Origin of the sequence: Affinundibacterium fentianense (assembly GCF_018139545.1) — a bacterium.
Taxonomy (GTDB): domain Bacteria; phylum Pseudomonadota; class Gammaproteobacteria; order Burkholderiales; family Burkholderiaceae_D; genus Undibacterium; species Undibacterium fentianense.
This window is the reverse complement of sequence record NZ_JAGSPJ010000004.1, coordinates 408,839-428,289: the sequence shown is the minus strand read 5'-3', so window position 1 is coordinate 428,289 and position 19,451 is coordinate 408,839. Positions and strand designations below refer to the sequence as shown.

Here is a 19,451-nt window from a genome sequence, read left to right as displayed (position 1 = left end):
ATATAGCGTGCAAAGAAACAAATCAATCCAAAAAAGGGAAGAGAATGCTAGAAAAACCGATACAGGCTTGCCCCGTAGCAAGGGCCGCCCATTTGATTGGTGATGAGTGGATTTTACTAATTTTGCGTGAATTATTTAAACGAGCACACAAATTTGATGAATTGCAAAAAGCCACGGGCGCTGCCAGCAACATCCTAACAAATCGGCTAAAGCGCATGGTAGAGGCGAAAATCGTACTTAAAATTCCCTACCAAGACCGCCCCGTTCGCTTTCAATACAAGCTCAGCGACGCGGGATTAGCACTCTTACCTCTCACACTAGAATTGATGCGTTATGGTGAAGATTGGCTACCATGTCCTAGTCCCTCAACTTTCCGGTTAAGGCATCTGGACTGCGGAGAAATCACCCGAGCAGGTCAAGTTTGCTCTGCATGTGGCGGAGCTTTGCACGTGAAAAATGTGCGGATGGAGGACAATCCAGCTGCTATGAGTGATCGGCAAAACTAGAAATTCGCTTAGATTTACTCGTAATTTAGCGCAGGTGTTTGAGTGCTTCGCGCGCACTCAGCGGCGACAAACTCGAGCTATGCGCATGAACAAATTTCTGTACGGTGGCAGGATTCCACCTAGCATAGTCCCGTAATGCCCAACCAATTGCCTTACGAATAAAAAAATCAGGTTCTGGGGCTAGCCTCAATGCATAACTAAAAAGCCGATCAGCATCCGTTTGTGTACGCCAACCAAGTTGATGCAACATGGCAATACGACGCACCCACATTGAGGAACTCTCCAGCGCCTGATCCATCTGCTGTTGCGCACTCACTTGCTGTCCAAGCCCTAGACGAACAACGTCACCAACAATAGCAGCTAAGCCATCAACGGTATCCCACCATGCTTTGTTTTGCGCCAGTTCTAACAGAATGGGGATATCAAGCAACTGCAATCCCTTCTTATGACGTGCCAACAGATCAATCGCGACATATTGATACTCACGACTGGACAAGGTCCACAAAGCCTGCGCCAATTGCAGGGCATCATCATGAGTCCACTTCAGGGATCCCAAACTGCGCACCAATTGTCTACGTAGTGGCGTATTGATTCCGATGAACTCGAACTGATTCCGCATATAAGCTCGCATCTCAACAGCACGTTGCGGATTGGCGTTGGCATGCAAAAGAGTTTGAATTTGTTCAAAATACGCGAGCTTATTCATGTTGTATCAATGTCTTCAGGTTAGCTAAGCAGAAGTACCTGACGCACTAAAGATGTGCGGGCTATTTCTTCTTCAATGTTCTTTGCACCAACGCACTCCCAACGCCGTGGCGTCTTGGTTCACTCATTGCGGTCACTGTCCCATCAGAATGGAAACTGATCGCATTTGCGGCGCCAATTTCAGCATCTGCCAGATCAACATTCCATTGATGACCGAATTTGGCTAAAGATGCAGCCTGACCACTACCGATAAAACCGGGCTCGACCTGCGTGGTACGATCATTCCGCTCAGACATGCGCGGTTGAGCTAGTGCTTGTGCTAAATCCATCTTTAGATCGATATGATTCACTATAGTCTGTAAGACCGTGGTAATAATTGTTGCACCGCCTGGACTCCCAATGGTAAATGCGGGCTTTCCATCCTTAAAAGCGATTACCGGAGCGATACTACTACGAGGACGTTTGCCCGCCTCTGGCACATTCGGATGCGGAGCACTGAAATCAAAGTCAGTTAATTCATTATTCAATAAAAAACCATACCCTGGAACCACCATCCCGTTCCCACCCCAATCTTCTATCGTATAAGTATAGGAAACGATATTCCCTGCTTTGTCGCTCACCGTGAGGTGCGTCGTATGCGTACTTTCTTTCTTGATTTGCGATCCAGTAGAATTCGCAAAAACGCGCGGACGCAAAGGAATGCTAGGATCACTTTGAAAAACATAGGGGTCACCGGGCAATGCAACCAAATTCCTGTCACTAGCCCGATCAAGACGGATTGAACGGGCGCGCTCTAGAGCGTAGGTTTTATTCAGCAAGCCTTGAACCGGCACATCAACAAACTCGGGATCACCGATATAAGCATTGCGGTCTGCAAAGGCGAGGCGCGCCGCCTCGAGATAGAGATGTTCGATCTGCTCCCTTGTCAATTGGCTAGTATCAAAATTTTCCATCACGTTGAGTGCTTGCGCAACAGTCATTCCACCACTACTGGGCAAACCCAAGCCATATAGATCATAGCCACGGTAGGTGCTGTGCACAGGTTGACGTAAGCGTACTTCGTAATTGAGTAAGTCTGCTGGTGACATATTACCCGGACGAACTTTTGCATTAGATTGCACTGGTGGGTGATTCACCGTACTGAGCAAAGCATCAGCAATCGGCCCTCGATAAAACGCATTTGCTCCACCCTGCGCAATGGCACGATAAGCTTTAGCAATATCTGGATTTTTGAAGTGATGCCCCACAGGCAGGGGCTTCCCTTGGTATAGATACAAAGCGCTACTTGAGCTGTATAGCGCAAACTTGTGAGCAGCACCTGCATTCAAGTGGTGAAAAATCGGGGTGATCTTGAAGCCTTGTTCAGCGGTTTGAATCGCCGGAGCGAGCACTTGTTTAAATTGCATACTACCGTAACGTTTAAGTGCCTCATCCCACCCACGTACGGTGCCTGGTACACCGACAGCACGTCCACTACTGACTGCATCCTCCCAAGCGATAGCTTTGCCGTTTTCAACAAAGAGTTCCGCACTAGCACTCGCGGGTGCCGTTTCTCGATGGTCTAGCACGACAAAGCGTTTTTCCTTGGCAAGGTAAATCAACATAAACCCGCCGCCGCCAATACCACAACTAAACGGATCCGTGACACCCAAGGTAGCCGCAGCAGCAACGGCTGCGTCAATCGCATTTCCACCCTGATTCAATATCGTTAGAGCCGCATGCGAAGCAGCATCACTAATAGTCGCGACAGCTCCGCCGCGGCCATGCGCCAGCGGAGTTTTGGGCTCAGCCGCACCTGCCAAGCCATGGAAACACAGGCCAACAACAACGGTCAGAGAAAGAATTTTTTTATGCGGAAATTGAGCAATCATGGATAAACGATACGCCTTGGAGTAAGAGATAGGAATGCCTTTCAGAAACTTTCCCTACCTTAGTCTAAGCGTGGACTTAGTGGCAAACACTACGAGTGAATCTGTCGCTTTTGAGCAGCAGCCTGTCCTGACAAACTTCGATGTCGCTCGTAGGTTGTTGTTACTGCTATGTTTTAAACTAATTGATGTGTCGATCGTGTCGACATATAGACTGTTTGCCGAATGATTAACTTATCCCCATCCATTACGATCAGAACCCGCCGAAGATTTGGGTTCGCTGTTTGTTCATTTGTTGCGTCGGGCCAATAATGCGCAATTAGTACAAAACAAATAATTCCAAAAACGATGGTCAATAGACGCTCAATCAATTGGCGTAACTCCGTTTTACCGTGAAATAGCTTTTTCATCGCAAAAACTCCAATATTCAATCATAAGACCACTAGAGCAGATTTTGTGCCAGCTTCTCATTTTCATAAGCCATTGAATTACAAGAACATTCTCAACCTAAGTTGACTGATCTTGATGATCACATGTCCGATTCTTGCGGACGCGGACAGTTTAAAATCCACCAGATCGACGACTTCTGCATCGATCCCGCATTGTGCGAGCGCAAAATATTTCAATTGAGCATGATTTTTCGTGACGAGGCTTGATAAAATGCTTGATAAGATTCGTTTTTAATTTCTATCTTGCAGCATGAAATTGCTGACACGCATCCCGCTATTTTTCCAACCTAAGGATCGGACCAACGCGCATGTTAAGTCTTGATACACGCACGATCATGTTGGTTTGGTCTGTGCTCAGCATGCTGTTTGCTGGCATCCTCGCTTTAGTTGGAACGCAAGCGGTCAATGTCAAAGGTGTACGTCAATGGGCTTTAGCAGACTTAATGATAGGTCTAGGTCTGGCGATTACCAGTCAGATGAGTTATCCACCACCGCCTGCATTGGCCGTACCAGCCGCGATATTAATTGGAATTGGACTAGGTCTGATTTATAACGGAATTGAAGCTTTTGAAGGAAAGCCTTGTCGTTATTGGATTCCCGCGTTATTAAGCGTGTTGGTCCTCCTCAATACATTTATCTTTGGATTTCTATTTTTTGATTCCCAAATCCGCATTATCATCAATTTTGTTTTGATTGGAAGTGTCCACTTACTCTGTGCAAAAGCACTATTTATTAGGATTGAACAGCCTCTAAGAACCGCTTATTGGTTAGCCGGCAGCTCCATGTTACTCATGACCTTGCTGTCACTCGCGCGCATACTTGGCTTAATGTTAGCCCCCGCCAATTCAGTCAGTATGTTTGCGCCAACAGGGGTGACACCTATCGTCCTGCTATTTGCGAGCGTTGCCCAAATGTCGATGTCATTCGCATTTTTATTGATGATTAATTTTCGGCTAGCACATCAACTGAACACATTAGCAACAACCGATTCGCTGACCGGCTTACTGAACCGACGTAGTTTCGAGAAACAAGCGCAACGCGAGCTGCAGTACAGCAAACGCACTAACTTACCAGTTTCTCTCTTGGTCATTGACGTCGATCATTTCAAACGAATTAACGACGAGTCAGGCCATTTGGCCGGTGATGAGGTTCTCCGTCAATTGGCTCAATTGATGACGAATGCAGTTCGAACCAATGACTATATCGCACGCTATGGCGGTGAAGAATTTTGTATACTTTTACCCAACACACAGTCGGAGCAAGCCCATATCTTGGCAGAGCGGATTCGCATTTTATTTAGCCAACTTGACATTGCGTGGCACGATAAAAAACTCACTTGCACCGTCAGTATAGGGGTAACAGATTCGAGCGCAGGTATTGAGGAATTTGAGAGTTTGCTGAGCACGGCCGATCAGGCGATGTATGCCGCAAAAAGAGCGGGACGGAATCGCGTTCTGATTCAAGCGTGTACACGACGGGGCTCGTCAACAATACCACAGGCAATTACCCCTTAAAGTATGCCTGTGGTTGAATTCTTAGTGATTGGACTTGCCGATCGATTTTGCGGATAGACTTTCCCGCTGATGCGCTTTTCCACGGAGTATCACATACGAAATCTGATCATAAGCAGCAAGTGTTTCGAGAGGATTTGCACGCAGCAATAGTAGATCGGCTTGCTTTCCGACAGCAATACTCCCAATCGTATCTTCCAAATCCATTGCCCTAGCATTTTCTATCGTGAGTGCTTTGAATAATTGCGATAGGCTCATCCCCGCTTCCAGCCATCGATCCATTTCCCAGCGACCATTCACACCAGGAAATTGTGTGTAAAAAGGTCCGCTCGGCGTGTCACTCCCAAAAACAATTTTCGCGCCCTGACGATTGAGTGCAGCGGTCATCTTTTTGACGATGGTTAATGCTGGTTGGTAGCGACTTTGAACTGTCTTGTACAACGATGCCGGTGTTTGGTTTGCCGGATCGAAGTCGGCGGCAATCAATTGCGCCATCTTTTGTCCAGCTGGAGTCTGATACCAATCCAATAGTTCAGCTGGCATCACATTGGCAAGTTCTGGATGTTGAAAAAAATTCGGATTCGTCATTTCTTGCTCGCCATACAGGACTTGGATGGTTGGTTGGACAGCAATTCCTGCCCGAGCGATTTCTTCTGCTATTTCTTGCAGGCGGGTTTGGTTGGCAATTTGATTCGCCAGCTTGGTTTCATGCCAAAGGCCGTGCACCAGCGTTGTCACTCCAGTTTTCAGTGCAAATTCATAGGCTGCTTGAGAATTACCATGCAAATAAACGGGCAATTTTAATAACTTTGCGTGTTTGACGACAGCTTGAATGAGCTCAACCGAAGGAACTGGTAAGTCTTTCTTCGGACCAAAGCCGGTCTCATAAAAAACCTTGATACAACGGGCCCCGTCCTGCTTGGCTGCACGTACAACCGCTTCAGGAGTATGCGCTTCTGGGTGGAAATGTGTCGGGTAGACCTGTGCTTGAGCCGGATCAAACAGCATGTACTTCGTTCCAGGCACTTGAAACTGTAGTTCCTTATCCATCCATGAGGCTGGATACCCATTTGGGATCGTTACTGGCGAACAATAATGCGCCTGCGGGCCGGCTGGTGCGCTATTCCATTCAGCAATAAATCGAGGATCACCCGTTAAATCTTGAACGGTCGTAAATCCGAAATAGGCATAACTTCGTGGCATTTGCTGAAATGCCTGCTCAAGCATCATTTGATCTTCTGCCCGTTTCCCCATGTAACCAGGGATGCCCTCCAAATGTACATGACTATCGACGAGCCCTGGAATAAGGAATTGCCCCTTTCCGTCAATCAAGCGTACTCCCATCCTAGTCTTGCGGCTCAAGTTCGATGCAATTGCGACAATTTTTCCCTTTTCTAACAAGACATCCATTGGCATTGAGGCAGTCGGCGAATCGCCTTGAATTAGGCGAGCCTGTTGAATCAAAATCTGTTCTGCGTTAACGGAGCCACCGCATAGACTCAATGTCAGTACCAGAGTAGAGTGAATCATTAAATGGCGAATTTGCAACATCGTAGAATCCTTATAACGAAAAGAGGAATCTCTAGTCTGCGCAGAATGTTTGATAATTGCGACCGAAAACACGATTGAGGACGGACAAAAACACGTTTGGGGACGCTATCGGCTTAAAAACATGACAAAATCCGTGCTCTTTGCACCAATTTAGTGCAAAAAAATCGAAGATAGTGCCCTCTCGATCCGCTCAGACTTATCAATTCAATATTTTAGAAATCATGATTGCATCATCGTTTATGATGCTGATGCGATCGACTACACGTTGAAATCTATGGCCACTTTCATCAGCCACTTACAAATTGCCAACGCCGTTTTATGCGTCCTGATGGCAGCTCAGCTACTTTATATGGAAGCAATGCAGGTCAATCCAAAACGTCTGCTTGGGATTAACTGCTTGCTTTACGCGCACCAAAGCTTTGCGCTTGTCGCGATGTTAAACGACATGCCAACAGTTTTTTCTTTGACCCGCCCATTTTGTGCGATGTTGATTGGTCCTTGCCTTTATGTCTATTTTTCATGTGTGACTCGACCGGATGGTGCGCTCCGTCAAAGTGATTTTCTACACTTTCTTGTTGGCATTTTAATTTTATCCGTGATCGTTTTTTTCAAACCGCTACGTGCGTTCATTGACTACGCGATATTGACGAGTTTCATCCTCTACACCGCTCTTATTGGATACCAAATTAGACTTGGTGAGCAAGCACTTGCTCACCTTAATCAGTTCGCTAAACCTGCATATCGTTGGCTAAAGATTCTACTTTTACTAGCCGTGCTCAATATCATCTTGGAAGTCGCTGTGAACTTAGAAATGCAATCTGGTGTTGCATTAAGGAATACCTATTCCCTATCGGTTGCCAGTCTGATTTTCTTTTGTATTAACATCAGTATTGTGTTGGCCGCGTTACATCGCCACGATTGGCTAGAATGGATGTATCAATTCGGCGAACAGAAGCTCGGTTTAAGCGCAATCACAATCGCATCGGATGCTGCGCATTCTATATTTGACCGGTGGGAAAATTTAGTCAAAGACCAACAACTTCACAAACAAGAATTTGGCATAACACTCACCCACGCTGCTAAAAAATTACAAGTTCCAGCACGACAACTATCCAACGCGATCAACCAAGTTTATGGAAAAAGCTTCTCAGTATATCTAAACGACCTGCGCATACAGGAAGCACAAGCGCTATTAAGAAACAATTCTGATTTGAGTATGATTGATATCATGCAAGCATCTGGATTCAGCAGTAAATCAAATTTTAACAAAGAGTTTTTACGTGTGACTGGAATGTCGCCATCCACATATCGCGATACCAATCGTAACTCAAGTCAGCTTTCAACTCGTTAAAGAAATCTAAAATCAACGACACCACAACGCTAGCGAACAGAGGGAGTGATTCAGGATTAGTTTTTTCGACAGACTTCAGCAGATTAGATATCCGTTTCATTATCGTCCGATCACTTCAGAATGTTCAGAAGATCGATTACTGCAAGTGATGGTGTGCCGCCTTTTTCGCTCATTCCCAACTTGATTGAAAGTGATGACCTTCTATCTTTGTCTAAACTGATGCAAAATGCAGTCCATTCTCAATCGCCTAAAATAACTTCGAGCCCCTTATGCCCAATTCCATCATCAGCAATGTCAGTTTTCTCGTCCGAGACTATGATGAGGCCAGCCTTTTCTTTACTCAAGTACTAGGCTTTAGCGTTATCGAAGATCGACAACTCCATGCCGATAAACGTTGGTTAGTAGTCGGTCCGTCGGACCAATTCGGCGCGAAACTTTTGTTGGCCAAAGCAACGACGCCTGAACAAATCGCACAAATTGGTAGGCAAAGTGCAGGGCGAGTCTTTCTCTTCCTGGAAACCGACGACTTTTGGGAAACGTATCATCATTTAGCATCTCATTCCGTCCGATTTGCTGAAAAACCGCGCGAAGAAGAATATGGAACCGTGGTTGTTTTTCTCGATCTTTATGGAAATAAATGGGATTTAATCGGGCGATTCAAGTCGAATCAAAATGAGCAGTTCTAAGCGAGCCCAAATAACAAGTGCTTTGATTCAGCCATTTTGCCCGCTTTGCAAATTGCTAAACTGAGTCACTACATTTTAAGAATTCGCTAGATCATAGTTATCACTTTTTTGATTCTACTCTGTCGTAAAAGCGACGCGAATCGACACGTGAAATTGTTAAATTTTTGCTTTACGATACCAAAGCCAATATACCCCAGCCAAACCGCATAGAAACGGAAGTCCTGTTGCCAAAGTCATTGCAAATTCTGCTGTGAATGCGGTTGTGATCATAAGGGCAAACATCAAAATCGCACCAATCCCTGTCAACCAAGGAAACCCCCACATACGAAATTTCAACTCAACGAGTGAATTTGCAGCCTGCTTGCGCCGAAAAAAATAATGCGTCACAAAAATCATTAACCATGTAAACATGGCTCCAAACATCGAAATCGCCATCATCAATAAAAAAGCCTTTTCTGGGTAGGCAATACTAAGTATCGTCGCGACCGCAATACCTAGACAAGACAACACCAGTGCGCGAATGGGAGCTCCCTGGGAATTCAAATGACCTAAACCTGACGGAGCAAAACCAGCCCGTGCCAAGCCAAACAGCATTCTGGTAGCGGCATACAATTGGCTATTCATCGCAGATAAGGCAGCTATCAGAATAACAAAGTTAATGAACCCCGCGGCTCCTGGGATATGCAGAGCTTGCATAGTTAATACAAATGGACTTTGTTCGCGTCCAGCCTGATTCCACGGCACGATTGCAAGGATTAAAGCTAAGCTGAACAAATAAAATGTCACGAGTCGAAACAAAGCGGAGCGAAAGGCTCCTGTAATCGCTTGCTCGGGATTCTGTGCTTCACCCGCTGCAACCGCTATCATTTCTATACTCAAAAAACTAAAAAGTGCAACAATCACGGCTAACCACATGCCGGCCCAACCTTTCGGCAAAAAACCTTGATGCGCGGTGTAGTGATGAAAGCCAATATCCATCGATTTCGGCGAGATCAATAAGAGATACGAACCGAGCAACAAAAAAGCAAGAATCGCGATCACTTTAATACTCGAAAACCAATACTCAATCGTGCCGAACACCTTCACGCTGAGTGCATTCACGAGCACTAAGATTACCGAAAAGCTCACTATCCAGTACCATCCTGGCGAGTTTGGAAACCAAAATTGCATATACAAAGCAATCGCTGTCACCTCGGTCCCGATCACAAGTACGTTGGCAGCCCAATATGCATAGCGAATCAAGAAGCCTGCCAGAGGATGGATATAAAATTCGGCGAGAGCTCCAAATGAACCACCGCCTGGATGCGCGACGGTCATTTCGGCCAAACAGGCGATGAGCAATAACGCGATCAGAGCGCCAATCGTATAGCTTAGCAACACACTTGGACCAGCAAATCCTATTGCGAAACCGCTACCTAAAAACAAGCCCGTTCCAATCGCACCACCCAAAGCGATCATTGTCATTTGCGCTTTACTCAAATGCCTTTGCAAACCCGTCTCTCTTTGCGCAATTGCAGCAAAATTGGCATCGTTGTGCGCCATTGTTTCTCCCGTTTTTTCTCTTAAACAGTCATTGATTTCAATCAATGACAAACCTAAAAGTATATTACGCTTGAAACACGGATCGCGGAAACACAACAGAACTTATTAAAATAGGTTCGAGGAGTTCGTTGTAATGGGTAAACAATTAGGTCGTGATGAACTAGGCTTAAAACCGCATAACAGCGGTATGCTTCCTCACTACAGAATAGCGACCTAAATCTTTAAATGTGGTTAAAGCCTCTTTTAAATCGCGAGTGACTTCCTCACGATAAGGCTCCAATTCAATTGGAATTTGCAGATAGTCTTTACTCGAAAACGACCACGCTTTCCAAGTCGTTTCACTTTCTCCCAGAAGCGTCACGCGATTATCTCTACTTAAAGCAACATGAAATAGCGTGCCTTTCCAATAGAACATAAAGTAATTTTTGTTTGGATGCTCCCAATCGGTATCAATCCAACGCAAATATATGTCGCGCTGTGCATCACGAATCCACCAACGTTCATAATGGCACATGTGCAGACGATGATCTATTTCGAGAATAGCGTATTTCTCCAGATCCTCTTCAGCAATCACTTCATTTACAAAACTCACGGCGAATTCCTCGGAAGTTTGACTTTACAGGAACACCTGATCAGCGTTCAATTAATCGAAAAAAGCCGTTCATTTCGGTAGGGGGAAACCTGCGAAATGAACGGCAAAATACTTAAAGATAAACACAACAAGAACGAAATTTGACAACTTTAGAAAGGAGTGTCAGATGCCTACACATTACATAACGCAAAGGAAAATAGACAAACCTAGCACCTCAATTTTTCCTAAAAAAGCAGAGAACAGAGTTCAGGGGAGAGAGAAAATCTGTTCTCCGAAAGCCGAGGAAATATCGAGGAAATTACAACAAACGAGTCATTGAACATTAGATATTTTCAGTTTCAGTAATCATCATCGGCAAGCAGCAAAACTTGCCAATGAATTTAACTAGAATCTTCTATACATCTAACGCAAGGAAATTGTCCTTTATTTAACTAGCTTGTAACAATCCCCCATACGGGGGATTCGGATCATTCATTTGATTTAAACGATACCCATCTTGCTCGCTAACAAAGCCGCCTCGGCACGTGAACCAATACAAAGTTTTCGATAAATACTCTTTATATGACTGGCCGATGTATTAGCCGTAATTTCAAGGTAACCAGCAATTTCTGCACGGTTAAAACCTTTTGCCATCAGTCGCAAAACTTCCTTCTCACGTGACGATAAATTGCTTCCATTCAGAAAAGGGGTTTCATCCTCTTTCCTATGACGATGCAGTTCGATTTCCTGAATGCCAGTTTTCGGTTCAATTTGTATATCGGTGTTCCGTCGCCGTTTCCCACTTTGTTCAGTCAATGCTCGCATCATTTGACGGGTAATGGACGCAGAAACAGGAGGAAGTCCCGAGCTTATTCCCCTTAATGCGTTGAGCAAAAATGGGCGTGGATTATCCTTAAGTAGATACCCCATCGCACCAGCTTTCAACGCATCCAATACATGCGACTCGTCATCAAAAATAGTCGCAACAACGACGTAGCACTGTTGCTGAGTCGAGCGTATATGACGTATCACTTGCAGACCATTCCCGTCTGGCAAACTTAAGTCGACAATCGCTAAACAAAACGACTGTTGCGAAATCGCATGCATTGCTTGATGTATATTTTCAGCAGTTTGGATGGCACAGTCCGGAAATACTTCCTGTACTAATTTAAGCAAAAACTGCCGGGTTTCCTTGTGATCCTCTAAGATCAGAGCCGTTAACATTTGTTTCCTCCAAGGGCACTTGAATTCTAATTCTTAAACCGTGCGGACTTTGTATTTCAAAACGCAACTCACCATCCAATTCCGCACACCGCCTTCTTAGATTAAGCCAACCGTTTCCCAAGTAATTGGGTAATTGAGTTAGCTTACCGTTGTCCACAACATTGATACTTAATTGATTCGCCCCAACAACAAAGTGAAATTGGATAAAACTTGCATCTGCATGCTTAAATGCATTGGTCAAAATTTCGCCCAATATGCGTGAAAGATTGACCTGTTGCCGAGCACTTAACAACATACTTGTCGCACCATCCACCTGCCAACCCAAATCCAAATCAAAATCAACACATCGATCAATGCACTCATGACGCATTTGATTTAACCAAGTTCGCAGCTCGACGGAACAATCATCCTTTAAACTGTAGATCGTCTCACGCAAACTTTGCAGTGTCGATCTTGCCATCGCAGAAGTAAGATCATCTGTGCAATGAATCATTGTCAATAGGTTGGCACACACTTCATCATGTAAGTCGCGCATGATACGATCGCGCTCCCTTGAGGCAGACTGCTGTCGAACTTGATTCTGCTGATGTCCAAATTTCAGCAAGCTAAGTAATTGCGTAGTCAACTTCAAATCGTCCCGATTAAACAAACGTTGCCCTCGACTACACGCTCGCAATTCCACGTGACCGATTGCCGTCAATCGAGGAACTGAAAGGGCAACACCGTCCTGCGCAATCTGTACACTTTGAATAACAACGTCGGAAAGCTCAACTGAGAGTGGCCTAAAAGTTTTTTTCAATAAACTTAACCAAAAAACTTCGAGCTGGTGCGGCGTATAAGGTTTCATCAAGAACTCAATACCCACAGGTAATAAAGCCGTCAACTTCGATTCATTCTTCGGGCGGAAACGCAATAATAGCCGCTGACGTAGCGGGAAATATAACCATCCGACTAGTACAATCGTCATCGTAATAGAACTTGTTGATCCCAAGTGCAACAAGCTCATCATCGCAAAATCAACAACAATAATTAGCATGCCACAAAGGAACCACAACCAAATTTGATACCACCACTGCTCCAAATCAAACAGTCGGTAGCGCGAAATTCCCAATGCAACGCCGACAAAGACACTGAGTACGAAAAGCGATGCGACATCTAAATTCATACTCCATTCAGGTGCAAGCATATTCGGCAGAACGTAAAACAGCACAATCGAACTAAACGAGAAAGCAAAACTAAAAGAGACCCACCGAAGCGCGGCTCGCTCTACAGCATCAAGTTGTTGTTTGCGCCACTGGGCTATGCCAATCATCAAGACAACCAATGCAACGAAAATAAAGATTGCTTGATAGTCGTGAAAGGGCATATGGATGACTTGCCATCGCTCATTGAAATACGCGAGACCGCCGAGGACGCTCATCCATATTGGAAAAGGAAACTGATGAAGACGACGAGGAAAATACCAAAACAGAATCGTGCCAGAAAAGACTAATAAATAGGTAGCGAACCGATTCAACGCAGCTAAGAAAAAAAACTGGTCGGTGTCCATAACAAGCTCGCGCGAGCTATACACTGCCAACGTATTAGATATAAGACAGAAGCCCAAACTACATAGAAAGAAAGTAATTGTCTGGATCGAACGTGGGTTTAAACTCCAGACTGCACCTCCGATTAAGAGCGCAAGCGCGCCACACACAACCTGAAAATAGAAATTCCAAGGAATATCTTGGATCGTCCTTTTTTGCATCTCTAACCGAAAATCTTGATCACCCGTAAAGAAGACAACAAAACCATTGGCTTGAATTTGCTCAGCAAGTCGTCTGTTTTCTGAAAACAATCGATTCTGATCATCGAATCGCGTCAATTGATCCGGATCTCGAGTGAATAAAATTGGATTAATTAAATCTTGCTTGGACGGCTGAATACGCCATAGTCTTGGCACTTTGGACGAGGATTGCACTTGCTTCTCTTTGACTACGAGCAGTCCTTTTTCATAGCTTACCCACGCATTGAATGAGGGCTGATGGTAAACCAACCAACAAGCGCAAAAAACGATACTTGTGACGATTGAAACAATCAATGCCATCAAACATTTTCTAAGGCTGTGTGAGGTTAATTTCTTCAGGTAATCAAGCATTGGCAACACAAAGCCTAAGGTAGGATCACCTACTATTTGTTAAAGGGATAGTCGTTTTGCGGATAGCAAATCGGTCGATTGGCTAGGAAATATTGTACGGTGATACATTCTCTTGGCTAATCAAGAAAAATACCTATTTCGATAAGTGGTTTTACCAATAGGGATAAGTGGTCTTTCATTTTAGAAAGACCAATGAGGTTAAAGCACTAGAATGATACTGCTCAATTGTTCTTATAAGTGTGTGATCATGAAGTAGCTAACCGATACATTACGCCCGATCAACACACTATCCTATCTCAAACTGGCATTAATCAATTGCAAGACTGGTCTATAACAGAATAGGGTCACACTAGGATCTATAAGACTAGCTTTTCGATGGCATAAAAGGTTCCGCGGGTTCTGATTGGACAGCCACATCATCGGGCTGAACGAGTGGTGGCAATTTTTTGTTGATCAGGGAGAGATTGGTCACTTCGCTTCCGTCTGGGCGTACCGCTTGTTGCGCGGACAGCCAGTCACCGTTATCCTTTGTTTGCATTGCGCTTCCTTTCCTTGTTGAGTGAAGAAAAATCATAGCGCTATTGGCAGCGCGCGCATTCATAACCGACCATCTTCTTGTTTTGGCGCAAAGACTCTCAACGAAATGCCCTCAATTTGCAACGTCAAGTGGTCCCAAAGTTCGATCGGGGACTTTGCATAAGACCGCATACAAGAGTTGGTTGAAGTTGTCAGTCTATTGTCCAGGGTGATAATGCCGCTGCGTATGTTTAGCGATGTCCTCGGGGTAGAAAAGTACATCTTTGAATTGCGCCTTGCTATACATTTCGCCTTGATCATTGAAATGTGGCGAAGTTGGATCACTACTGACACCACCTGCTAAGATGCTTTTTGCCTTAACTCTCGTGCCAAAAGAAACTGCAGCGACAAAACTATTCCCTCGATCTCCGTAAATACGTTTTGTGGTTTGTTTGGAGACCTGCCCAAAAGCGGCCAAAGAACCCCAATTGCCTGAAGCAAATGGAACAGGCCAACTTGGCTTGCTATCATCAAAACCCGCATGAATATCGCCAGAAAGACGTTGGAATCGATTGATTTCACCCCAGGCAGTTTGCCAATTCCCAAAGTCATCTTGTAAGCGCTGTGTTGCGCGCTGCAGCGCTGATAGCAATGCGGGTCCCGGTAAATTGGGCAACAAATCCAGCACCGGTATCTGTTGCTTGCGTGCCTCAGCAGCATGCACTTGCACCAAATCTTGCGCCCAATAAATGGCCAACGACGTAGGAGTTGAACTCAAGCTTGCCCGATAATCCCAATTTCGTAGACTGGCAATCTGTGCAGCTAACATGGGTTCGGGCGCGGCATCATAGGCCTTAAATAGAGCGGGTAACAAACTTTCAAATGCCGTGAGCTCATTGTCATACGCGAGACGTATCATGCTATCTAAGTCCACATTCTTAGCATTTTTTAATACTTTAACTGCGTGTAAACCTCGCGCATTCTCCGCATTCGTCCACATGTATTTGGGAAACGTTGTGATCCGCGGGCTATCCGTGCCAGCCGCTGAAAAAGGCCAATTATTCGTGTTTTGAATCCAACCATTGCTTGGATTTAGCAGCTGAATGATGTCTTTAACTGGGTGTAGTTCTTGCCAATCAGCACTACGCAAACTACCGTCAACGGGGCGAGTCCAGTCAAGTTTGGGATTACGGCGCGGCACAAAGTTACCGTGAAAGTAAGCGATATTGCCATCTCTATCCGCATAAACGGTATTGTTTGACGAATTGGCACGCAAATCCATTACTCTGGCAAAACTCTTAAAATCGCGAGTCTTTGTCCGCAAATAAGATTGCATCAAGGCCTGCATCGGTGTGTTCATTAATTGAATCGCGATCCATTGGCCATTCTCCGCACGGATCACTGGACCATGGTGGCTGGCATAAGTGGTAATCATGCGAACTGCCTCGCCTTGCGTGGACTTGTAGGGCAAGGCGTGCTGGATGGCTTGCAGGGGGCGCAATCGACCTTCATACCAATAAAAATACCGGTCGCCTTTTTGCTCCACCTTCAGAGCGAACTCATCAATCACGTCGGCGGCATTCGAAGTATGCATCCATCCATTGTATTGATTGAAGCCCTGATATACGAAGAACTGCCCCCAAGTCACCGCCCCATAGGCATTCAAGCCCTGCGCACTTGCGACATGTACTTCTGGTCGGAAATAAAATGAGGTATGGGGATTGATCCACAAAAGTGCGTGACCATCAGCGGTCAATTTAGGCGCAAGTGCAAATCCATTCGAACCACGTGGTTCCGGCATCACTTGCGCGTCATCCAATACCGCAATTTGATCAGCTTTTGCAGCGCCAAGCGTTAGCGGTACACGGCCGTATAAAGCCTCTAATTGCTTAAGATTAATCGACTCAATATCACCACCAATACTACCCTCGCTGAAAGCCAAAGCCATCCAAGGTTCAAAGTGCGTAATCAGCTTCGGTTTCACTTCAGGGTGAGTATGCAAATAGAAATTGAGGCCGTCAGCAAATGCATTCATTAACTGCTTGAGCCAAACAGGACTTTTCGCGTACTGAATTTTAAGTTGCGCGGGTTGAATAAACAATTTCATTCGCAAGTCGCGCCAAATCTCCGACTCACCCTCAATTTCAGCTAGGCGTCCAAGCGCATTAATATAGTTCATTTCAACTCGAGGAAAGTCATCCTCAGCCTGCGCATATAAAAGACCAAATACCGCGTCTGCATCGGTTTTTCCGCTCACATGGGGCACACCCCAATGATCACGAGCGATCGTTACTCGTTGCGCAGTGGCTTGCCAACGAGCTAATTCTGAGGTGTTTTCTAACGGTGTGCCATGCACGATTTCAGTCAAAAAGCCATTCATAGCAAAAAAACTCAGCGCTATCCCAGTCCGCAAGAATGAAGACGATAATCGCTGACCACAAAAAGGCAAAAAGAGAGAAGACGTATTCATGGTATCCCATCGACAGAAGTTAAAAAATCCGTTTGGGAGATTACCATAGCGAATAGCAACTGTTTCAGACTTTCCAGTGTATTCGCAACAAAGTGATCAAATTGGCCGCAACGCTGATAAAGAGCTAGGCTACATCGGTTTAAACCGCCAAGCATAGGCTTGGCTTACTTTCAGTATTTCCTTATTTCCACGCAATTCAACAGTGACCTTACCCAATTCGTCGCGATGGGCTTTTGCAATAGCGTCAGCGCGCACCACCACGCCACGATGGATTTGCCAAAATACCTCTGGGTCTAAACCATCGATAATTTCTTTTAAAGGTTTTCGCACATGGGCCTCATCATCAACACACACGACCCGCGTATATTTTTCGTCCGAAGTAAAGAATAAAATTTTATCGATAGGAAACATCTTAATCGTATCGCCAACGCTTGCACTAATCCAACGGATACGTTCCACTTGTTGTGGGCGCAATCGCTTGTCTAGTTCTTGCATCAAACTACTCAAATCTGTTGGTGCGGCTTTGACTTCTAGCCGCGCTTTTAAACGAGTAATCGCATCGATCAAACGATCTTGAGCAATGGGTTTCAACAGGTAATCAATCGCACCTGCAGAGAACGCTTCTAGCGCGTGATTATCATATGCGGTCGTGAACACCGCATGACATCGTCCTTTCGTCGCATTTGCTACATCTAAACCCGTCATCCCGGGCATACGAATATCAAGAAATGCGATATCTGGTTGATACTGTAGGATGGCTTCCAAGGCATCTGCACCATGCTCAGCCTCCGAAAGTATCTCCAATTCTGGCCATAATTCTTGCAACATGCGGCGGAGATCTTTGCGAGGCAAATCTTCATCATAGGCAATAATAGCAGTTGGCATGTCGTCCCCCTATCTCGATCAAAGAAACAAATTCATTCTATTTATGCGTTAACGCAGAACGCGAACTATACAAGCAGAGGAACAATAATGCTCGCGCTGACACCCCCTTCTGGACGTGCTTTTAAAGTCAAACTAGCGCGATCGCCGTACATCGACTCTAAACGTTCACGAATGTTCGCCAAGCCGATCCCCGATCCTGATGTCGTTCCACCAAACCCCACACCATTATCGTTCACGATCACTTCCAATTTCTCTTCGTCAGCAGCATCAAAATAACGAGCGATGACGTCGATGTGAGCTGGACCTATTTTCGGTTCTATTCCATGCTTGATTGCATTCTCCACCAACGAGATCAAGAGCAATGGAGGAAATGCTGCATCTCGCAATTCCGATTCGACACTGAAAGTGAGGCGAGGAATACGTGCTTGCATTAGCCCAAGATAAGCCCTTGCTGCTTCGAGCTGGCGCGCGAGACGTCCCTGTTCCGTTGAACCATCACCACGCATCTGCGGAATGGTTGAACGTAGATAATCCACCAAGTGATCAACGATCGCTGTCGCCCGTAAGGGTTCCGTTAAAATCGCCGAGCGTACACCCGCTAAGGTATTAAATAGAAAATGCGGCTCCACCTGCGCGACTAAGACAGACAATCGCAGTTCCGCCTCACGTCTTGCATCTTGGGCACGTTTAAGCTCCTGTTGGCGAATCGCTTCGGCGAGACGCTTCCTTTGTCTGAGAAAGACCATAAAATCGAAAAAACTTCCCCAGTAGATACACCCAATTGCGATGGGCATCCACTTCACGATCGTAATCACCAAATTAACCACTGGACCACGATCTTGATTTTTCTTTGCATCGCTTTGTTCCATTCGCGACTCGGGTGTCGCGGTTTGAGGACGATTGTCGATTCCCGCCGATGGAGCGGCCCCCGACTTCTCGTTCGGCACTGAACGAATTTGTGCCTGCACGCTAATCTCTGTTTTTTTATCGCTCGGTTTCAGCAAAGAACTGAATGCTAAATGCGAAACATATCCAATCGCGAAACTGAGCAGCATTCCCAACACCAACGCGAAAAAAATACCGAAACTCTCTTTGCGTTCCGAATAGTTTTGCTGACGAATCCAAACCGCAATTGCTTGGCCAATCAAGAACAATCCAAATGCGGCAACAAAAAATGGTACCGTCCAAATAACGAAATTCACTGCTCGTTCGGAGGTCAGGCCAACGATCACAGAAAGGACGGTCAGGGCAGCAAATAAGGTCCCCCCAAATGCTATCGAACGATGTCGAAACCAAGTTCGTGAAAAAACTGGAAAATTACGATATCGATTCAACCAAGTGTCGCTTTGAATGGACACTTCTGCAGGAAGAGCCTGTTCGGAAATTGCTGAATTCGGGGTCGATTGTTGGGTATTCATGTTGAACTCCTGGCGTGGTACCTCACACTGTATGCCAGTCGACTGTAATGTAGTGAATATG

The 19,451-nt window shown here is 45.4% G+C and carries 16 protein-coding genes; 4 read left to right on the top strand and 12 right to left on the bottom strand.

Annotated features, from left to right (window positions below):
• The first annotated feature begins 44 nt into the window (after positions 1–44).
• Entirely contained in the window at positions 45–506 is a 462-nt protein-coding gene (locus KDM90_RS11635) for a winged helix-turn-helix transcriptional regulator (protein WP_212675768.1), read from the top strand.
• A 25-nt stretch (positions 507–531) separates the two neighbouring features.
• Here the strand turns inward: KDM90_RS11635 and KDM90_RS11630 are convergent, their stop codons facing one another.
• The 3 genes from KDM90_RS11630 to KDM90_RS11620 form a co-directional block, all read right to left on the bottom strand.
• Positions 532–1,212, bottom strand: coding sequence for a DNA alkylation repair protein (locus tag KDM90_RS11630; protein WP_212675767.1), 681 nt, complete (start codon positions 1,210–1,212; stop codon positions 532–534).
• 61 nt (positions 1,213–1,273) lie between these two features.
• A complete protein-coding gene (gene ggt / locus KDM90_RS11625; protein WP_212675766.1) occupies positions 1,274–3,082 on the bottom strand; it encodes a gamma-glutamyltransferase in 1,809 nt (602 codons plus the stop codon).
• 173 nt (positions 3,083–3,255) lie between these two features.
• Positions 3,256–3,489: a hypothetical protein gene (locus KDM90_RS11620; protein ID WP_212675765.1), complete on the bottom strand. Its 234-nt coding sequence runs from the start codon at positions 3,487–3,489 to the stop codon at positions 3,256–3,258.
• Between the two features lie 347 nt (positions 3,490–3,836).
• On the opposite strand from KDM90_RS11620, the gene KDM90_RS11615 reads away from it, so the two are divergent.
• A complete protein-coding gene (locus tag KDM90_RS11615) occupies positions 3,837–5,042 on the top strand; it encodes a GGDEF domain-containing protein (protein WP_212675764.1) in 1,206 nt (401 codons plus the stop codon).
• A gap of 21 nt (positions 5,043–5,063) precedes the next feature.
• Here KDM90_RS11615 and KDM90_RS11610 read toward each other — a convergent pair whose 3' ends face one another.
• Positions 5,064–6,590 (bottom strand): amidohydrolase family protein, encoded by a 1,527-nt coding sequence (locus KDM90_RS11610; protein WP_212675763.1) that lies wholly within the window; start codon positions 6,588–6,590, stop codon positions 5,064–5,066.
• A 274-nt stretch (positions 6,591–6,864) separates the two neighbouring features.
• Here KDM90_RS11610 and KDM90_RS11605 point away from each other — a divergent pair, with 274 nt between their 5' ends.
• Positions 6,865–7,941 carry an AraC family transcriptional regulator gene (locus KDM90_RS11605; RefSeq protein ID WP_212675762.1) on the top strand — a complete coding sequence of 359 codons (1,077 nt, stop codon included), beginning with the start codon at positions 6,865–6,867 and terminating at the stop codon, positions 7,939–7,941.
• A 269-nt stretch (positions 7,942–8,210) separates the two neighbouring features.
• Positions 8,211–8,627 carry a VOC family protein gene (locus tag KDM90_RS11600; protein ID WP_212675761.1) on the top strand — a complete coding sequence of 139 codons (417 nt, stop codon included), beginning with the start codon at positions 8,211–8,213 and terminating at the stop codon, positions 8,625–8,627.
• Positions 8,628–8,783: 156 nt separating this feature from the next.
• Here KDM90_RS11600 and KDM90_RS11595 read toward each other — a convergent pair whose 3' ends face one another.
• The 8 genes from KDM90_RS11595 to KDM90_RS11560 all read right to left on the bottom strand — a co-directional run bounded on the left by KDM90_RS11595 (position 8,784) and on the right by KDM90_RS11560 (position 19,390).
• Positions 8,784–10,169 (bottom strand): amino acid permease, encoded by a 1,386-nt coding sequence (locus tag KDM90_RS11595; protein WP_212675760.1) that lies wholly within the window; start codon positions 10,167–10,169, stop codon positions 8,784–8,786.
• Between the two features lie 166 nt (positions 10,170–10,335).
• Entirely contained in the window at positions 10,336–10,761 is a 426-nt protein-coding gene (locus tag KDM90_RS11590; RefSeq protein WP_212675759.1) for a hypothetical protein, read from the bottom strand.
• A gap of 480 nt (positions 10,762–11,241) precedes the next feature.
• Positions 11,242–11,964 carry a response regulator gene (locus KDM90_RS11585; protein ID WP_212675758.1) on the bottom strand — a complete coding sequence of 241 codons (723 nt, stop codon included), beginning with the start codon at positions 11,962–11,964 and terminating at the stop codon, positions 11,242–11,244.
• Positions 11,909–14,050 carry a sensor histidine kinase gene (locus KDM90_RS11580; protein WP_212675757.1) on the bottom strand — a complete coding sequence of 714 codons (2,142 nt, stop codon included), beginning with the start codon at positions 14,048–14,050 and terminating at the stop codon, positions 11,909–11,911. The genes KDM90_RS11585 and KDM90_RS11580 overlap by 56 nt, the downstream gene beginning before the upstream one ends.
• A gap of 415 nt (positions 14,051–14,465) precedes the next feature.
• Positions 14,466–14,639: a hypothetical protein gene (locus tag KDM90_RS11575; RefSeq protein ID WP_212675756.1), complete on the bottom strand. Its 174-nt coding sequence runs from the start codon at positions 14,637–14,639 to the stop codon at positions 14,466–14,468.
• Between the two features lie 195 nt (positions 14,640–14,834).
• Positions 14,835–17,087 carry a penicillin acylase family protein gene (locus tag KDM90_RS11570; protein WP_230409748.1) on the bottom strand — a complete coding sequence of 751 codons (2,253 nt, stop codon included), beginning with the start codon at positions 17,085–17,087 and terminating at the stop codon, positions 14,835–14,837.
• Positions 17,088–17,216: 129 nt separating this feature from the next.
• The gene (locus KDM90_RS11565) at positions 17,217–17,972 is read right to left on the bottom strand and encodes a LytR/AlgR family response regulator transcription factor (protein WP_212675755.1); all 756 of its coding nucleotides are present in this window, start codon (positions 17,970–17,972) and stop codon (positions 17,217–17,219) included.
• Positions 17,973–18,037: 65 nt separating this feature from the next.
• Positions 18,038–19,390, bottom strand: coding sequence for a sensor histidine kinase (locus KDM90_RS11560; protein WP_212675754.1), 1,353 nt, complete (start codon positions 19,388–19,390; stop codon positions 18,038–18,040).
• Positions 19,391–19,451: the final 61 nt, after the last annotated feature.